Annotated in this window: 18 protein-coding genes; 10 read left to right on the top strand and 8 right to left on the bottom strand. The window is 40.2% G+C overall.

Translation table 11 applies throughout. From position 1 onward, the window contains the following. The first annotated feature begins 256 nt into the window (after nucleotides 1-256). From OC25_RS05570 to OC25_RS05555, 4 genes are all read left to right on the top strand, one after another. Nucleotides 257-3,148, top strand: coding sequence for a DEAD/DEAH box helicase (locus OC25_RS05570; protein WP_039472695.1), 2,892 nt, complete (start codon nucleotides 257-259; stop codon nucleotides 3,146-3,148). A gap of 252 nt (nucleotides 3,149-3,400) precedes the next feature. After that, a complete protein-coding gene (locus tag OC25_RS05565; protein WP_052265985.1) occupies nucleotides 3,401-3,718 on the top strand; it encodes a YgaP family membrane protein in 318 nt (105 codons plus the stop codon). Nucleotides 3,719-3,783: 65 nt separating this feature from the next. Further along, entirely contained in the window at nucleotides 3,784-4,566 is a 783-nt protein-coding gene (locus OC25_RS05560) for a 3-keto-disaccharide hydrolase (protein WP_039472694.1), read from the top strand. A gap of 172 nt (nucleotides 4,567-4,738) precedes the next feature. Next, complete coding sequence (locus tag OC25_RS05555) at nucleotides 4,739-5,347, top strand: TMEM175 family protein (RefSeq protein ID WP_039472693.1); 609 nt, start codon at nucleotides 4,739-4,741, stop codon at nucleotides 5,345-5,347. Here OC25_RS05555 and aat read toward each other — a convergent pair. After that, complete coding sequence (gene aat / locus OC25_RS05550) at nucleotides 5,344-5,979, bottom strand: leucyl/phenylalanyl-tRNA--protein transferase (RefSeq protein WP_039472692.1); 636 nt, start codon at nucleotides 5,977-5,979, stop codon at nucleotides 5,344-5,346. The two genes, OC25_RS05555 and aat, sit on opposite strands and share 4 nt — an antisense overlap. A 74-nt stretch (nucleotides 5,980-6,053) precedes the next feature. Between aat and OC25_RS05545 the strand changes: the two genes are divergently transcribed. Together OC25_RS05545 and OC25_RS05540 are read left to right on the top strand one after the other, a co-directional pair. After that, nucleotides 6,054-7,496 carry a DUF1800 domain-containing protein gene (locus OC25_RS05545; RefSeq protein WP_039472691.1) on the top strand — a complete coding sequence of 481 codons (1,443 nt, stop codon included), beginning with the start codon at nucleotides 6,054-6,056 and terminating at the stop codon, nucleotides 7,494-7,496. Between the two features lie 121 nt (nucleotides 7,497-7,617). Continuing rightward, nucleotides 7,618-8,817: a DUF1501 domain-containing protein gene (locus tag OC25_RS05540; protein WP_039472689.1), complete on the top strand. Its 1,200-nt coding sequence runs from the start codon at nucleotides 7,618-7,620 to the stop codon at nucleotides 8,815-8,817. A gap of 141 nt (nucleotides 8,818-8,958) precedes the next feature. Here the strand turns inward: OC25_RS05540 and OC25_RS05535 are convergent, their stop codons facing one another. Continuing rightward, the gene (locus tag OC25_RS05535; protein WP_039472687.1) at nucleotides 8,959-9,312 is read right to left on the bottom strand and encodes a hypothetical protein; all 354 of its coding nucleotides are present in this window, start codon (nucleotides 9,310-9,312) and stop codon (nucleotides 8,959-8,961) included. An 82-nt stretch (nucleotides 9,313-9,394) separates the two neighbouring features. On the opposite strand from OC25_RS05535, the gene OC25_RS05530 reads away from it, so the two are divergent. Both OC25_RS05530 and OC25_RS05525 read left to right on the top strand, forming a co-directional pair. Next, nucleotides 9,395-9,913: a hypothetical protein gene (locus OC25_RS05530; RefSeq protein ID WP_039472686.1), complete on the top strand. Its 519-nt coding sequence runs from the start codon at nucleotides 9,395-9,397 to the stop codon at nucleotides 9,911-9,913. Nucleotides 9,914-9,960: 47 nt separating this feature from the next. After that, nucleotides 9,961-10,329 (top strand): YccF domain-containing protein, encoded by a 369-nt coding sequence (locus tag OC25_RS05525; protein WP_039472680.1) that lies wholly within the window; start codon nucleotides 9,961-9,963, stop codon nucleotides 10,327-10,329. A 234-nt stretch (nucleotides 10,330-10,563) separates the two neighbouring features. Here OC25_RS05525 and OC25_RS05520 read toward each other — a convergent pair whose 3' ends face one another. After that, nucleotides 10,564-11,538 carry an App1 family protein phosphatidate phosphatase gene (locus tag OC25_RS05520; RefSeq protein ID WP_039472678.1) on the bottom strand — a complete coding sequence of 325 codons (975 nt, stop codon included), beginning with the start codon at nucleotides 11,536-11,538 and terminating at the stop codon, nucleotides 10,564-10,566. 58 nt (nucleotides 11,539-11,596) lie between these two features. Here OC25_RS05520 and OC25_RS05515 point away from each other — a divergent pair, with 58 nt between their 5' ends. Then, entirely contained in the window at nucleotides 11,597-12,463 is an 867-nt protein-coding gene (locus OC25_RS05515; RefSeq protein WP_039472677.1) for a diacylglycerol/lipid kinase family protein, read from the top strand. Here the strand turns inward: OC25_RS05515 and OC25_RS05510 are convergent. Continuing rightward, nucleotides 12,450-12,842: a hypothetical protein gene (locus tag OC25_RS05510; RefSeq protein ID WP_039472676.1), complete on the bottom strand. Its 393-nt coding sequence runs from the start codon at nucleotides 12,840-12,842 to the stop codon at nucleotides 12,450-12,452. The genes OC25_RS05515 and OC25_RS05510 overlap by 14 nt on opposite strands. 88 nt (nucleotides 12,843-12,930) lie before the next feature. On the opposite strand from OC25_RS05510, the gene OC25_RS05505 reads away from it, so the two are divergent. Continuing rightward, nucleotides 12,931-13,338: an energy transducer TonB gene (locus OC25_RS05505; protein ID WP_039472675.1), complete on the top strand. Its 408-nt coding sequence runs from the start codon at nucleotides 12,931-12,933 to the stop codon at nucleotides 13,336-13,338. 9 nt (nucleotides 13,339-13,347) lie between these two features. On the opposite strand, the gene OC25_RS05500 is transcribed toward OC25_RS05505, so the two are convergent. The 4 genes from OC25_RS05500 to rbfA form a co-directional block, all read right to left on the bottom strand. Next, on the bottom strand, nucleotides 13,348-14,001 hold the full coding sequence (locus OC25_RS05500) for a TonB family protein (protein ID WP_039472673.1): 654 nt from the start codon (nucleotides 13,999-14,001) through the stop codon (nucleotides 13,348-13,350). Nucleotides 14,002-14,352: 351 nt separating this feature from the next. Further along, the gene (locus tag OC25_RS05495; protein WP_052265984.1) at nucleotides 14,353-15,039 is read right to left on the bottom strand and encodes a peptidoglycan DD-metalloendopeptidase family protein; all 687 of its coding nucleotides are present in this window, start codon (nucleotides 15,037-15,039) and stop codon (nucleotides 14,353-14,355) included. A gap of 9 nt (nucleotides 15,040-15,048) precedes the next feature. Next, nucleotides 15,049-15,678 carry a PAQR family membrane homeostasis protein TrhA gene (gene trhA, locus OC25_RS05490; protein ID WP_082018518.1) on the bottom strand — a complete coding sequence of 210 codons (630 nt, stop codon included), beginning with the start codon at nucleotides 15,676-15,678 and terminating at the stop codon, nucleotides 15,049-15,051. A gap of 6 nt (nucleotides 15,679-15,684) precedes the next feature. Then, nucleotides 15,685-16,062, bottom strand: coding sequence for a 30S ribosome-binding factor RbfA (rbfA, locus tag OC25_RS05485; RefSeq protein WP_039472670.1), 378 nt, complete (start codon nucleotides 16,060-16,062; stop codon nucleotides 15,685-15,687). Nucleotides 16,063-16,334: the final 272 nt, after the last annotated feature.

Here is a 16,334-nt window from a genome sequence, read left to right as displayed (position 1 = left end):
TTTGTTCGGCGTTAAGCTTAACGGCCTTTAACAAACCGTTATACATTGCTAAAGATAATAAGTTATAGGCAATTATAAAGGATAAATATTTACAGGCACAGCAAAGCCTGTTTAGCTAAAGTATTGCCTTTCAATTGCTCCTTAAAAAAAAATATTTTTTTATTTCAAAAACCATCAGTTCTTTTGATGTAAACCCAAAATATTGTAAGTTTAAAGTTTTTTAAGCGCTTAGCTTAGAAAAATTTTAACCCCATCAATGTTACGTGTCGATAGTTCCAAAGCCTGTAAAATAGTGTACTCTTTGTGCAAGCATGAGTATCTGGGCTATTTAATTGAACCACACATCGTTCAGCTTAATCCGCAAGGCGATTTCTCTTTTACCTACCAGCGAATCTTTACCCATACTGCAGAAGAATTTAACCGTTTCTTAAGCGATATCGATTATAAGCTGATCCGGATTCTGGATGACATTGAGCAGGACTCTATTATCAAAAAGTATTATAAAAAGCTGATCAGGCCAACTGAGTTTTTCACCAAGGTTTTCGACGACAAGTTTTATGAAAATGTACGCCCGAAAATAGAGAAGAAACTGGCCGAAGCTTTAGAATTATTAAAAACCAAAAACGAGCTTTATGTAATGGATAAAGATGGCTGGCCGGTTGAGCGTAAAATAGAACTCGCTGCCGAACCCGCTTCTATCCTTTTCCACTTTCGCCGTAACGAAACCGAAACGCGCTACTTCCCTACCATCAAGTACCAGAACCTGCGCATCGAGTTTATGTTTAAAGAAGCACAGATCATCAGCAACAAACCAGCCTGGTTATTACTGAACGATGTACTGTACTTTTTTGATCAGGATATTGAAGGTAAAAAATTACAGCCCTTTCTGAACAAAAGGTATATCGCCATACCCAAAACTACCGAGGCTACCTATTTCGAAAAATTTGTGGCGCCTCTGATTGAGAAACACCATGTTTATGCCGAAGGCTTCGAAATCAGGACCGAACAGTTTGAAGCCATCCCGGTAATTAAAGTACTGTATGTAGATGGCGGCCTTTCGCAAATTCAGCTGTACTTTAAATATGGCGAATATACTTTCCCGGTAGAAAACGCGCATAAAGTAACTGTTCGACTGGAGAAAACGGCCGATAATTATATTTTTCACCGCATTAAACGTTCGGCAGACTGGGAGAAAAAACAGTTTAACCTGCTTTTATCGCTCGGATTGAAAAAAACAAGTTCCTTATTCAGTAACCTGGAAGTAATTTCTGGAGAGGAAAACCCAAGTTATGCAGCCATAAACTGGGTAAACGAGCACATTGAGATATTACAGGCTTCGGGTTTTGAAATTGAGCAAGCCACCGGACAAAAGAAATTTGTGTTTGGGGTAAGTAAAATCGACCTCGAGGTTAAAGAAGAAAACGATTGGTTCGATATTAATGCCGTAGTTTGGTTTGGAAAATACCAGATTCCTTTTCTTTCTTTAAAACAGCATATCCTACATAAAAAGCGCGAATTCCTCTTACCCGATGGCGAAGTAGCCATTATTCCGGATAAGTGGTTTACGCAATACGGCAGTTTATTCAGCCTGGCCGAAACTGGCAAAAGTTTAAAGCTCAAGAAACACCACATCGGTTTAATTAACGATCTTGCTGAAGATAGCCTGGCCAATGTAACACTCGAACGTAAGCTTCAGCGCTTATCAGATTTTGAGGATATTGCCGATACGCAGATGCCCACGCATTTTAAAGGCAGTTTGCGCGATTACCAGAAAGCCGGCTATAACTGGTTTAGCTTTTTGCGCGAATACAATTTCGGTGGTTGCCTTGCCGATGATATGGGTTTGGGTAAAACCATCCAAACATTGGCCATGCTGCAAAAAGTAAAAGAAGACGATCAGTTGCAGGGCATCCAAACTTCTTCGCTCATTATCATGCCAACCTCTTTAATTTACAACTGGTTAACAGAGGCTAAAAAGTTTACGCCAAGACTTAAAATACTCGCGCATACCGGTACCAACCGGAATAAAGATGTGGCCAATTTTGCCAATTATGATATCATTATTACTACTTACGGTGTTACAAGGGTAGATGTTGATGAATTGAAGAATTTTTACTTCAATTACGTAATATTGGACGAGAGTCAGAACATTAAAAACCCTGCCTCCAAATCGTTCAAAGCCGTGAGAAGCCTCAAATCTAAACACCGCTTAATTTTGAGTGGTACGCCGGTAGAAAATTCGGTAAGCGATTTGTGGTCGCAGTTAACCTTTTTAAATCCCGGTTTATTAGGTACCCAGGCTTTCTTTTTTGAAGAATACGTGCAGGCTATAGAGAAGAAAAAAGACGAAGAAAAAGCCCGCAAGCTGCAAACTATAATTAAGCCTTTTGTACTGCGCAGAACAAAAGAACAGGTAGCTGCAGAGTTGCCACCCAAAACCGAGCAGGTTATTTATTGCGATATGAGCGAAGATCAGGCCGCCTATTACGAAAAAACCAAATCGGCTTACCGCAACGATCTGCTGCAAAGCATGGACGATGGGACTTTTGCGCAAAAACAGGTTCAGCTATTGCAGGGCTTAACGGCTTTACGCCAATTGGCCAATCACCCGGTGATGATCGATGGCGAATACCTATCAGATTCAGGTAAATTCGAAAACGTAATTCATACACTGGATAATGTGCTGAAAGGCGGACATAAAGTTTTGGTTTTCTCGCAATTTGTTAAGCACCTTGATATCTTTAAAAAACATTTCGAAGCCGAAAATATCCCTTTTGCTTATCTGGATGGAGCAACGCGCAACCGGGGCGAAATTGTGGCCGAATTTCAGCAAAATACCGAACTGAAGGTGTTCTTAATTTCGATAAAAGCAGGTGGCGTAGGTTTAAACTTAACACAAGCCGATTATGTTTTTATTCTCGATCCATGGTGGAACCCCGCTGTAGAACAACAGGCTATTGACAGGACACACCGTATCGGCCAGGATAAAAAGGTCTTCATCTATAAGTTTATCGCAAAAGATACCGTTGAAGAGAAAATTTTGGCCTTACAGAACCGCAAAAAATCGCTGGCTAATTCACTTATTACCACCGAAGAAAGTTTCTTTAAATCGCTAAGTAAGGAAGATATACGCGAGATATTGAACTAAATAAGTTGTACATCTACACCATTGACAGACCTTAGAAAAAATTCGTCATTGCGAGGAGGAACGACGAAGCAATCTTAATGCGTTAGCTAGTAGCCATTGTTGTAAGATTGCTTCGTCGGCTGAAAAAACCTTCTCGCAATGACGTAATTTCTCGTAACAAAAATTAATCCACGGCAGAAATACAATTTAACCTTCTTTTCAAAACTCATTCCCCTCTTACTTGTTATACTGTAGAACATAAACTCTACCATCATGACAAATCAAGATTTTAACACGGCTGTCAATAATGTAAAAGAAGCCTGGAAATACCCCGAACTGTTTCAGAATGTTTCCAAATCAGAACGCTGGCTATCTGGTGCAACGGGCGCCTACCTGCTTTTTAAAGGTATTACGAGTGTTTTCACTCATCCTGTAATCGGATTAACGGGTGCTGCCATTGGCGCTGGCTTGTTGTACCGTGGCATTACGGGATATTGCCCTATGCGCGATTTAGCTGAACAGCGAAAAGAAGATATTGCACCGGATGAAGTTATCATTAGCGAAACTTATGTTGTAGACGATTTGGGGTAATATTTTAAATACCAAATTTCCATTTCTTAATAAACTGGTTAACTTTAAAAAGTTAAACCACAATTATGAACAAATACACACTATTATTTATTCCTGTTTTATTCGCAGGGCAAGCTATGGCACAAGATAAAAAACCAGATCCTGCCAGAGACCCTAAAACCACCGAGGTTTGGGAACCCGTACCTAAGATTGTTACGCCTGGCAAATTGCCACAAGATGCCCCTTCTGATGCCATTATATTATTTAACGGCCGTAATCTGGATGCCTGGCACTCGGTAAAAGATCCATCTAAACCTGCCGCATGGACTATTGATGATGGATTCTTCACTGTTAAAAAAGGAACCGGCAATATCGAAACCAATAAAAAATTTACGGATTACCAATTGCACATGGAATGGAAAATTCCGGCAAATATTTCAGGCGAAGGACAGGCACGTGGAAACAGCGGTGTGTTTTTAGCCTCAACAGGCGGTGGCGACGATGGCTACGAAATCCAGATTATGGATGCCTACAACAATAAAACCTATGTTAACGGACAAACCGGAAGTGTTTACAAACAAGGTATTCCTTTGGCCAACGCCAATAAAAAACCAGGCGAATGGCAATATTATGATATCATCTGGAATGCACCGCGTTTTAACGAAGACGGAACCTTACAAAAGCCAGCAAGCGTTACCCTGTTTTTAAACGGTGTATTGTTGCAAAACGGCTTTGTATTAAAAGGCGAAACCAGATACATTGGTGCGCCTGAGTATAAAAAACATGGTCCGGCATCAATTAAATTACAAGATCACGGCGACCCAAGCCCGGCAATTAGTTTCCGGAATATCTGGGTTAGGGAACTATAATGTTAATCATGGTCCTCGCTTTTAACGAGAATCTACGAGAACAGCGATTTTATCGCTAAATACTAAGTACAACAAAACAATAATGAAACACCTGCAGGCCAAAACTTGCAGGTGTTTATTTTTTATATAAATTAGCTCATAATTGCATCCGGCAGTTTAATGCATACGGCTTATGAACAAAGGCAGATTAGAAGCATTTAGTGATGGCGTAATCGCAATCATCATCACCATTATGGTTTTAGAGATTAAAGTTCCAGAGCATAGCGAAAGTTTGGTAAGCCTTAAACCTTTGATTCCCAAATTTATCAGCTACATTTTAAGCTTTATTTTTGTAGGCATCTATTGGAATAATCACCACCATTTACTGCATGCCATCAAAAAAGTGAGCGGAGCCATGTTGTGGGCCAACCTCAATTTCCTGTTCTGGTTATCGCTATTTCCTTTTGCTGCTGGCTGGATGGGTGAAAATCACTTCGCGCTATGGCCGGTAATTGTTTATGGCGTAGTGTTATTTTTAGCTGCAGTTGCATACACAATATTCGTAATCGTAATTAAACGGACCGAAGGTCGCGATTCTTTAGTGGTACAAGCCGTAGGCAACGATGCCAAAGGTAAAATCTCGTTACTTTTTTATATTACCGGAATTGGCCTTAGCTTTATAAACCCATGGTTAGGTGTTGCACTTTACTTCTTTGTCGCTTGCATTTGGTTTATACCCGATAAAAGGATAGAAAAAGCCATGCGGGAACAAGAGTTGAATGATGCCGCTAACAGAGATTAATCTTGAGATTGAAGCATTTCCATATACCTTTCACGACTAATCATTTCGGCACCTAAGCTCATTAAATGATCGTTGGGTAACTGACAATCTATCAGCTCAATATTGAGTTCGCTTAAAAAAATCAAGGCTGTTTTTGAAGCGTTGCTCACCTGGCTAAACATGCTTTCGCCACAAAAAACCCGGTTTACCTTTAAACCGTATAAACCACCAACCAGTTTATCGTCCTGCCAAACCTCTACGCTGTGGGCATAACCGTTCTCATGCAACCGGAGGTAAGCTTCCTGCATCTCAGTTGTAATCCAGGTACCATCCTGCCCCTTTCTTGGCGCAGTGGCGCAGTTTAAGATCACTTCTTTAAAAGCCTGGTTAAGGGTAACCTTAAATATCCCCTGCTTTAAAACCTGCTTCATGCTTTTGCTGATCTTGATTTTATCGGGATAAATTACACAGCGTTCGTGCGGTGAATACCATAAAATGGGATCGTCTTCGCTAAACCACGGAAAAATACCGTTTGAGTAGGCAATTAACAACCTTTCCATACTTAAATCGCCGCCAACGGCCAGCAAACCATCGTCTTCTGCCAGGGCAGGATCGGGAAAAGCGGGATCATCAGCTAACAGTTGAAAAAACATGGAACGAAAATAAGAAAGAAAACAAAGATTAAACCCTTGTGTTTTAAATAAGTCATACTGTAAAATCGTTAACTATGATCGCCAAAGATAATTTCTTCAAAGTTAAGCATCTTTATAACCGTGCAGGCTTCGGAATTTCGTATACCGACCTCGAAAAATTAAGCCGGAAAAATCTCGAAAAAACAGTTGAGCATCTGATCGAAACTTCGCAGAAAGACGATCCCATTGCTTTGGTAAATGATTATGAATCGAAACGACAGTTATTGGCCCAGGCAGGTTTATATTCAAAAAAAGACCTTACAGATGAGGAAAAGAAAATGCGCCAGCAAATTGTTCGCGAGCAAAACGAGGTAAGCCGCGATCTCAATATTGCTTTTGTAAACAAAATGATCAATACCGATGCGCCACTGAGAGAGAAAATGACCCTCTTTTGGCATGGCCACTTTGCCTGCCGCAACAACAACCCGTTTTTTGCACAGCAGTTAAATAATATTCAACGTGCCAATGCTTTGGGTAGTTTTAAAACACTTTTGGTCGAAGTATCGAAAGCGCCAGCCATGCTGCAATACCTTAACAACCAGCAAAACCGCAAAGGCAAACCGAACGAAAATTTTGCACGCGAGCTCATGGAGCTTTTTACCCTGGGTAGAGGCAATTATACCGAACAGGACATTAAAGAATCTGCACGTTCATTTACCGGCTGGATGTACGATAAAGACGGTTCTTTTATTTTCCGTAAAAACCTGCACGATGATGGTACCAAAACCTTTTTTGGTAAAATCGGCAACTTTGAAGGCGAGCATATTATCGATATCATTTTAGAAAAACCCGAAACGGCTCAGTTTATCGCACAGAAAGTATATAAATTCTTCGTAAACGATACCCCAAACGATGCCCACATTAAAGAACTGGCTACAACTTTTTACAATTCGAAGTATAACATTGCAGCGATGATGAAAAAAATGTTCACTTCTGATTGGTTTTACGATCCGGAAAATGTGGGCACAAAAATCAAATCACCAGCCGAATTTTTAGTGGGTTTAAGTCGTGAGTTTTATGTTACCTACAACAAACCACAAGTGCTCATTCAGCTGCAAAGCAGTTTAGGTCAGTATTTATTTAACCCACCCAACGTTGCTGGCTGGCCGGGTGGGCAAAGCTGGATTGACAGCTCATCCTTAATGCTCAGAATGCGTATTCCCTCGCTGGTTTTAAACGATGGCGAAATTGATTTCAGTGGCAAAGCCGATCCTGAAGATGAAGCCGTAATTGCTTTAAGCAGAACGGCAACCAGCAACGCAAATGCCAACAACAAACCAAAATCGTACGTAAATGCAAATGCCGACTGGCCTAAATTTTTAGAAACCCTGCCAAAAGGCCTAACACCACTGGCACTTACCGAGTTTCTGTTGCAACCTAAACTGAATACCAAAATTACCTCAATGGTAAGCGATAATAAAGGCTTGCGGAGTACAGCAGTCGAAATTACCAGCATGCCCGAATATCAGTTGTGCTAGGTGCATATTGGTTGATGGTTTTATGGCTCATAGTTAGTAGCCAATTTGCTAAACACCCAAACCATCAACTATAAAACCATGAGCCATCAACCAAAAAATCATTAGCTAAAAGACTAACAAGATGAACAGAAGAAATTTTTTAAGAAATACAGGTTTTGTTGCTGCAGGCTCGTTATTTGTGCCGGCTTTTATGAAACCACTTGAAGCCATGGCGCTTGATGAACTCAGTCTGTACAAAAACCTGGTTGTGGTGCAGTTATCGGGCGGTAACGACGGCCTAAATACGGTTATCCCCTATGGTAACGATATTTACTACCAAAAGCGAAAAAGTATTGCCATTAAGCCCGAAGAAATAATTAAGCTTAACGATATGCAGGGCCTAAACCCTAACATGGCTGCTTTACAGGAAATCCACGATCAGGGTTGGATGACAATTATTAACGATGTAGGTTACCCCAATCCCGACCGTTCCCACTTCCGTTCGATGGATATCTGGCAAACCGGTAGCGACAGTAACCAGTTTTTATCAACCGGATGGATAGGCCGTTATTTAGACAGCAATTGCCAAACCTGCAAATTCCCCTACACCGCTATCGAAGTTGATGATTCGCTTTCGCTGGCCATGAAAGGGCAAACCAAAAAGGGAATTGCCTTAAAAGATCCCGCAGCTTTGTTCCGCAACACCAACGATCCGTTTTTTAAATCGATGTTGCAGAATGATAAAGAGCATTTAGACGAAGATAATTTAGGCTATTTGTATAAAACGATGATCGAAACTTCATCTTCAGCAAGTTATATCCAGAATACTTCGAAGATTTATCAATCTAAATCAACTTACCCAAACAGTGGTTTTGCCAATCAGTTAAAAACGGTTTCTAAATTTATTTCTTCAGGATTGAAAACCCGGGTTTACTATGTTTCGCTTAGCGGCTTCGACACCCACGTAAACCAGATTGGACAACAGGGTAACCTGCTAAAACAATATAGCGAAGGCATGGCTGCGTTCTTAAAAGATTTAAAATCGAACAATAAGCTCGATGATACTTTGGTAATTACCTTCTCTGAGTTTGGCCGCAGGGTTGAACAGAACGCCAGTAACGGAACCGACCACGGAACCGCCAACAACATGTTCGTGTTTGGAGGAAAATTAAAAAAACAGGGCATTTTTAATGCTGCCCCAAACCTAAGCGATCTGGACACCGGAGATTTAAAATACCAGCTCGATTTCAGGCAGGTTTACGGAACCATTTTAGATAAATGGCTCGATGTAAACAATGCCGATATCCTGAACAAAAAGTTTAATACACTCGATTTTATCTAGGTATCATCTATTAATTGTCATCCTGAGCCTGTCGAAGGACTATTAAAAGTGTTTCGACAAGCTCAACATGACAAACTATTTGAATTGTAATACTTAATTTTAGATAAAACGATAGCGCAGTGCTAAGCCCAGAGCTATTATTTATTTTCTTTTTAACACGTATACCGGGCGGTTTGAAGTCTGGTCTATCTGCTTTGTATAAACACTGAACAATTCATAGCCGTAATTTTTGAGTTTATTCAGTCCATCAAGGGCAGAATTAAATTCCAGGCGTTTACCGTCGTCATCTTTAATATAGGCATCATTTAACTCCGAGACTTTCTGTCCATACTCAAGCTTAATCCATAATTTGTCAGCAAAAGTGCTGCTTACGGTAGAAATTTCGATGTAATCGGCTTTAAGTTCGGTTAATCTGATCCCATTAACCGTTTGCGCCCGCGCAGCAGATAACGCAAAGCAAGCGACCGCAGCCGCAGTAATCCATAATTTTTTCATGTTGTGTTTCTTTTGTGTGTATTTCTAAATTACAAAAGAATAGCTCTAAAAAAGCCTATATTAGTTTTAATTGTTAACGCTCATGATAAAAATCTTCCTCACCTTAACTGTATTCTTTTTTTGCATAACACCAGTTGCATTTGCTCAAAAAAGTAAGAACAAAGTATACCAAACCTTTATGGCAGCCGATTCTGTGGTAATTGTTAGCCATACTTTAACTTATACGCCAATACAGAATGATGGTGATTATTCGCCACGTTTAATCGAAAATGGGAGACTGAATGAGAAAATTATAAAGCAAAGATTAAAACTTGACAAAAAAGATATCGACTTATTAGCAAGCACTTTAATTATGTCACTAAAATTGGGAGAAACATTTGAAAGGGGTATGTGCTTTATGCCCCATCATGGCATTTTAATTTACAAACAAAATAAATGCTCTTTTTTCGATATCTGCTTTGACTGCAAACATTTTGTAACCTCTGCTGATATTAAGCTTTCGGATAATTTAAGAATCATTACCTGGCAAAAATTAAAAGCATTCTTTAAAAGCCGCAAACTCGATTATCAGATTCCGATGATTCATGGAAAAGAAGAATGATCCTGTAACAAATACTTCGAAAGTCAATCTTAACCTAAAAAAATGCAATGAACTTCTTAGGCAATATTATCTGGATTATTTTTGGTGGTATATTTATTTTCTTCGAATACATTATCGGAGGGCTAATCCTGTGCCTAACCATTGTTGGTATTCCTTTCGGGATTCAATGCTTTAAATTTGCCATTGTTGGCCTGGCTCCTTTTGGGGTAAAAATTACCGATACTTCATCCAATACCGGTTGCCTTTCTACCATCATGAACCTGATCTGGATTTTCTGCGGCGGTTTCTGGATTGCTTTAACACATTTATTCTTCGGCATTTTGCTGTGCATCACCATTGTGGGTATTCCGTTTGGCCGCCAGCATTTTAAATTAATGAATTTAGCCTTCACCCCTTTCGGAAAGTCGATTTCGTAAAAGCCTTAAGCATGGCTCACTAGCCTTTTTACCGCATTAAGATTGCCAGTCAAGCTGGCAATGACGGATTGAGCAAAGGCAATTGCAAAAGAGTTTATTGAACTATGGCCTGTTGCCATTGGCAGATGATGCTGTACTTAGCCCCGATTGGATGGATGCCCCCGATATTTCATCGGGGCAGGAAGGAAAGCGGGACTGCTGAAACCGACCGGCACAGCAATTGCGCTCCAAAAATTATTGAATCAACCCTATCAGCCTCGAATGTTCAATCGCCTCCTTACTTTCGTTAAATAAGCAGGCGCTAACATTTTTATCAGCTACTTTTTTCAGTAATCTCCTTGTTTCTGCTTCCTTTTCCGGGCGAATGTTACGAATGTAAACCGCCTCGATATTTTGAGGATATTTTTCGACGATGGTGCTATAAATTTCAGGATCTTGCTGCGAATTGTCGCCAAAAAACACAAATTTCTGGTTCGGAAAGGCATCCAAAATGCGCATTACCCGTAGCAGCTTCCCTTCATGACCGGTTTTACCCGTTTTAATTAAATCTTTCCATTTTTTTAACGTATTGAGCAGAAAAGCCCCATCCGGTAACTTGTTAAACCTGAAAGTTTCAATTAAATAATCGTACAGGTTCCATTCGCTGCTGCTGACATAAAAAAAAGGATTGGGTTGCTCAGGTTCTGTATGCGAGAGGGCCAGTTGCTGGTAATGACTGGCGGCTTCGGAGAAAGTTTTACGTGTATGTGGATTTTTAATAAATAACTCCCGCAGCCTCCTGCCAATGGTAGCCGAATGCGAAACCATTACCGTATCATCCACATCAGAAATGAAAGCATATTGCGTGAGGTGTGGCACATAAACCTTTCCTTCTCCGGTATTCAAAACTTTTCCTGCTGCATCAACCGCTTCTACTTTTACATAGTGCCATCCGGCCGGAATTTCACGCCCGGCTTTCCATTCGAATTTAAAGAAGCCATCGCGTTCGGTTTTATTGTAAATGGTTTGATCAAAAAACTGCAGGCGTACATCAACAAAAGCATAGGGTTTTAGTATGAACAACTTTAAAAGATGTACAATATTTACCACGATGTTGTTGCTGTAAACCTGCCTGGTTTTGGCCTTCCGTTTAAAAACATGGCCATACACCACCAGATTATGCGCGTGCCCATAACCATGATATACTTTTACACTAACCGATTTATTCATCGTTATTAAAACAGAGTTTATTAAAAGTTGTTTGTGATGTAAAAGTATTGGCTAACTCATGAAATTACTATTCATCATTAATCCAGGTTCTGGCAGTCACGATATAAACCTAAAAGAAGTAATTTCTACCTATTTTAAAGGAAAAGCAATTGAAACCGATCTGTTCGAATTGCCCAAAGATTGCTCTTTAGATAAGATTAAGCAAAAAATATCAGGTTCGAATGCAGATCGCGTAGTAGCTGTTGGCGGGGATGGAACGCTGAAACTCGTTGCCGAATGCCTGCTGAATACCGAAACGCCGATAGGCATTATCCCAGCAGGTTCGGCCAATGGTATGGCTAAAGAACTGGGGATCCCAACGGATATAAAGATGGCTTTGGCTATTGTTGCAGAAGGCCAATTGCAGAAAATCCATGTGGTTAAGCTGAATGATGAAATCTGTATTCATTTATCTGATATGGGTTTTAATGCCTATCTGGTTAAGAAATTCGATACACTTCCGCAGCGCGGTATGTGGGGTTACGCCAAGGCCACCTGGCATGCCCTTTGGAACCACCGCAGGATGGAAGTACAACTCAGGCTTAAAAACGAAACCATTACTTCTAAAGCGGCTATGGTTGCCATCGCCAATGCCACCATGTACGGAACCGGTTTAAAGATAAACCCCGATGGCAAACTGGACGACGATCTTTTTGAAGTGGTTTTAGTTAAGGATTACTCTTACCTCGAAATCTTAAAAATCTGGTTTACCAAACTGCCCTTCAACCCAAAGAAAATCGAAGTTTTTCAAACCGCCGAAGTCAGGATTTCTTCTAAACACAAAGCCCATTTTCAGGTAGACGGCGAATATATTGGTCGCGTAAATAAAGTAGAGGCCAACATCATGCCAGCAGCCATTACGGTTATTCTGCCTAGCGAAATATAGAACGGTGAATCCTGATGGTAAAATACAACCTGAAAAATTCAGCAATAAAACAGATCCGGAACAGGATGTAGAACCAGCGCTCGCTGAGGTTTAACATTTCGGGTAAAAAGGTAATGAAACCGATAGAAAACACCCATACCACCAGGCGAAACGGAAACTGGATGTAATAGGTAATAAAACCAAACTTCTTCTTCAGGATTAAACCAGCAGCAGAGATAAACAGCGAAACAAATAGCGGTAATAGCAATACCACTTTGGCTTGCGAAAGTATCTGATCGGGAATTTCGTTTAGGTGGGTTAAAATTTGCCAAAATTGTTTGGCGAGCAAAACGATACTGATGATATCCAATAAGGCAAAAAATCGGGTGGTGTTTTTCATTATTGGCTAAATTAATCAATTTTGTTATCTTGGTTTAGCCATTATTCAAATTCATTGCTCCATGTTCAGATTAATGTTAACGTTTTCAATGTTTCTCTGTACAGTTTTCGGTTATTTTACTGATCAGAAGGCGGTAGACCCTGCCGACAATAAAACAGATTGCCCACATAAAAAAGACCTTTTAACGGGGAAGGTAATTTATAGCAGCTATGACGAACCCGCTACGAATGAAGGCGGCCTGGCTAAACTTTATAGAGCAATGTCTGCTGTAAGATTAGATTCGGTTCCAAGCGGTGCATCAACCCGGTTCATGGTATCTTTTTTAGTTGATGTGGATGGCAGTATTTCCAGAGAAAGGGTAGTAAAGGATCAGGTTGGTAAAGTTGGCGAGCAGATGTTAAAGATTGCTAAATCTTTTAAATGGACACCAGCAAAGTGCAAGGGTAAAAAAGTGGCCACAATAACAACTGTCTCGGCGCAGATCTGTTTACAGTAAAAAGCTTTCTTATTTACAGTATTTGGCCAGATAATCATCTGCTTTTTTGCTTCCCATGTATTTAACAAATAGGAAGTCTTCACAGGCCCCTTGTTTATCGTCCTGTTTAATCTTTTTCAGGCCCATTTTAATGCGATCGTCCAGGTATTCATCATCAATGCCCAGTTGGTTTTTAATGGCCATAATCTGGATTTCCTGTCCGGGTTTGGCCTGATCGATATTTTTATAAAAATTAATAACCGAATTGGTTAAACCTTCTTCAGCCTGGTAGTTGCGAATGGCCTCCTGGATTTCATCATTCGATTTGCCTTCGCAATTGTAACCCGAAAGCTGGAATTTAACTGGCGCAACAATCGAAACGGTGGTATCGTAACCTGCAGGCACCTGCCATTTACCACTACTTAACCGCACCAGGCGAAGTGCCTCTTCATCCAGCTCGGACAAGATTCCTTTACTTATTTTCGAAAAATATACTTTTCCGTTTTCATCCAGTTTGAAGCTCACATTTACAGTTCCCTGAATGCAATTGTCTTTCGAAAATTGCGGGTAAATGGTGTTATCTCTGAGGAAATTGGTAAAACCGCTTTTACCGGATTTAAACTGTACCTGAGCCATGCCCAAAACACAACAAAAAACAAGGCAAATAGTGAACAGGTATTTCATATTACTAATTTACTAAAAAAAGCTGAAAGGATAAGATAGATGTAGTTTATGCAGCCAAAACTTATTTAACCACAGAGAAGGCACAAAGTTTTCACAGAGAAAATGAGCTTTTTTCCCTCTTGTCAAAGTGGATCGTCATGCTGACCTGAAGTGAAGCGGAAAGCTACGCAGTAAATTTATTTCAGCATCTCTCCGGCAATAAAAAATCAGTGCACTCCGTGCCTCTTCTCTGTGTGCTCGGTGGTTAAAAACAGGTGAATGAAAAGAACTTTTTTGCCACGGAAGCACAGAAACACGGAAAAGTTACGGCTAAACTTTGCGTCGTCGGCGATTTCCCTCTTTTATTTGCGGTTAAATAAAAGTAGATCTCAAAATAGGCTCCGGATCCGGACAATTGGCCAAATATTTTTCCCTTTCGCTAAACTTACATACGCCGGGGTAATCGCCTTTTAAGCCCTGCATATTTTCGATAAGCTGAAAATGAAGGTGCGGTGGCCAGCAACCGTTTTCATCTTTATTACCGAGTTCGGCAAATTTGGTTCCTGCCTTTATCTGCATGCCCTCTTCCAGATTATTTAAAGAAGCTAAACTCAGATGACCGTAAAGTGCATTGAATTTATAACCGGCAATGTTGTAAGCTAAAATAATGGTGGCGCCATAATCCCCATAGTTGTTGTTATTAGCAAAGCTCTGAACAGTTGCATCGTAGAAGCTGTAGATAGGCGTTCCGGCAGGAGCCCAAATATCTACACCTAAATGTAACCTTCGGGGTTCCTCTCCAGTATCAAAATGTGCACTGCGCGAATAAATGGTACGGTGTTCATTATAGCCCCCAATACCATATCTGGCATGGTTTAGCCTGAGCTTTTCATCAATCCATGTCGAAAACTGGTCAATATTGCCTAAAATCTCATCTGTGAGTTCGGTATTTGCAGCGGTAAAATCAAGGTTTAAAAGCTGATCCCGTTCCGGATCAAAATCTACCACCTTGTGAATCAACTCATGGTTGCCTGCCATTACCTGCCCGAGAATATGCATGAAAGGAGTTTATTTAAAAATATAAACGTAATTATAAATGTAATGCGAAAGAGCACCACCAATTACAAACAAATGCCAAAGTTCATGACTATGCATCCACCTCGATAATTGCTTGTCTTTTGCGTAATAATAGGTGCCACCTATGTAAAAAACACCGCCTAAAAGCAACCAGGCTACAGCACCAATGGGTAGTGTGCCCAGCATTTTTTGCATCAATGGCACAATTAAACAGCCCATTAAAATATAAATAGACAGTGAAATAGCTGTACTTTTTAACCGGTTAAAGATTTTAAGCAGGCAGCCAACAATGGCAATAATCCACACAATCGTAAATAAGCTCCAGCTTAGCCAGTCATCAAAAACTAATAAGGCTGTAGGGCTGTAAGAGCCAGCAATCATCAGGTAAATGCAGCAATGATCGAATTTTTGCCAGAAGCGTACGCCATATTCTGTTGCCGGATATCCATGGTACATGGCACTTACTCCGAAAAGGATAAAAGTACCAATACTGTAAATCCATGCAGCAGTATATTCAATCGGGGTATGGCATTTCTGCAGCAAAAAATATCCTGCCGGAATTGCAATCAAAGCCGGTATAAAATGAGTGAAGAAATTAACGGGTTCCCTGAGCTTCCTCACAAAAAATTATTCGCTGTCTTCGTCTTTTTGTCTCGGCTCTTTGGCAATCTTATCAAAAAGATGATCCATTCGTTCTACATATTCGTTGGTATCATCTACAAAGAAAGTTAACTCAGGCACTACCCTTACCTGGTGACGGATTCTGCTACCCAGTTTATATCTGATCTCACCGGCATGTGCATTAACAGTGTTGATAGAAAGCGTGGTATTATTGGTATTGAAAAAGCTCAGGTAAACTTTTGCCACTGCCAAATCCGGTGAAACCCTTACACGTGTAATAGTTACTAATGTATTGGGCAAAAATGAAGCTCCTTCGCGCTGAAAAACCTGTGCTAACTCCTCTTGTAATACTCCTGCAAATTTCTGCTGACGTTTACTTTCCATATTATTATAATTATCAATTACCAATAATCAATTATCAAACCATAAAAGGCGATAATATCAAAATGATAAGGTTCACTGTAAAATTATCAATTACCAATATTCAATTATCAGACTATAAACAATCTGCTAATATTAAATAGTATTAATGCTAAATCTTTTGAACTTATAACCTGAGCTCAATTAGTATTATCCTGCTGCGATCGTCATGCTGAATTCATTTCAGCATCTCTCCTGCAAAAACTAGACCCTGAAATAAATCCGATAGCTATCGG

Source organism: Pedobacter kyungheensis (assembly GCF_000812965.1).
Lineage (GTDB): Bacteria > Bacteroidota > Bacteroidia > Sphingobacteriales > Sphingobacteriaceae > Pedobacter > Pedobacter kyungheensis.
Note: the sequence above shows the minus strand (reverse complement) of the source record. Positions and strands in the feature narration are given on the sequence as shown.

Excerpts from the sequence above, each read along its gene's own strand:
- OC25_RS05570 (WP_039472695.1), top strand. The coding sequence starts at position 257 with ATGTTACGTGTCGATAGTTCCAAAGCCTGTAAAATAGTGTACTCTTTG.
- OC25_RS05565 (WP_052265985.1), top strand. The coding sequence starts at position 3,401 with ATGACAAATCAAGATTTTAACACGGCTGTCAATAATGTAAAAGAAGCC.
- OC25_RS05560 (WP_039472694.1), top strand. The coding sequence starts at position 3,784 with ATGAACAAATACACACTATTATTTATTCCTGTTTTATTCGCAGGGCAA.
- OC25_RS05555 (WP_039472693.1), top strand. The coding sequence starts at position 4,739 with ATGAACAAAGGCAGATTAGAAGCATTTAGTGATGGCGTAATCGCAATC.
- aat (WP_039472692.1), bottom strand. The coding sequence starts at position 5,979 with ATGTTTTTTCAACTGTTAGCTGATGATCCCGCTTTTCCCGATCCTGCC.
- OC25_RS05545 (WP_039472691.1), top strand. The coding sequence starts at position 6,054 with ATGATCGCCAAAGATAATTTCTTCAAAGTTAAGCATCTTTATAACCGT.
- OC25_RS05540 (WP_039472689.1), top strand. The coding sequence starts at position 7,618 with ATGAACAGAAGAAATTTTTTAAGAAATACAGGTTTTGTTGCTGCAGGC.
- OC25_RS05535 (WP_039472687.1), bottom strand. The coding sequence starts at position 9,312 with ATGAAAAAATTATGGATTACTGCGGCTGCGGTCGCTTGCTTTGCGTTA.
- OC25_RS05530 (WP_039472686.1), top strand. The coding sequence starts at position 9,395 with ATGATAAAAATCTTCCTCACCTTAACTGTATTCTTTTTTTGCATAACA.
- OC25_RS05525 (WP_039472680.1), top strand. The coding sequence starts at position 9,961 with ATGAACTTCTTAGGCAATATTATCTGGATTATTTTTGGTGGTATATTT.
- OC25_RS05520 (WP_039472678.1), bottom strand. The coding sequence starts at position 11,538 with ATGAATAAATCGGTTAGTGTAAAAGTATATCATGGTTATGGGCACGCG.
- OC25_RS05515 (WP_039472677.1), top strand. The coding sequence starts at position 11,597 with ATGAAATTACTATTCATCATTAATCCAGGTTCTGGCAGTCACGATATA.
- OC25_RS05510 (WP_039472676.1), bottom strand. The coding sequence starts at position 12,842 with ATGAAAAACACCACCCGATTTTTTGCCTTATTGGATATCATCAGTATC.
- OC25_RS05505 (WP_039472675.1), top strand. The coding sequence starts at position 12,931 with ATGTTTCTCTGTACAGTTTTCGGTTATTTTACTGATCAGAAGGCGGTA.
- OC25_RS05500 (WP_039472673.1), bottom strand. The coding sequence starts at position 14,001 with ATGAAATACCTGTTCACTATTTGCCTTGTTTTTTGTTGTGTTTTGGGC.
- OC25_RS05495 (WP_052265984.1), bottom strand. The coding sequence starts at position 15,039 with ATGCATATTCTCGGGCAGGTAATGGCAGGCAACCATGAGTTGATTCAC.
- rbfA (WP_039472670.1), bottom strand. The coding sequence starts at position 16,062 with ATGGAAAGTAAACGTCAGCAGAAATTTGCAGGAGTATTACAAGAGGAG.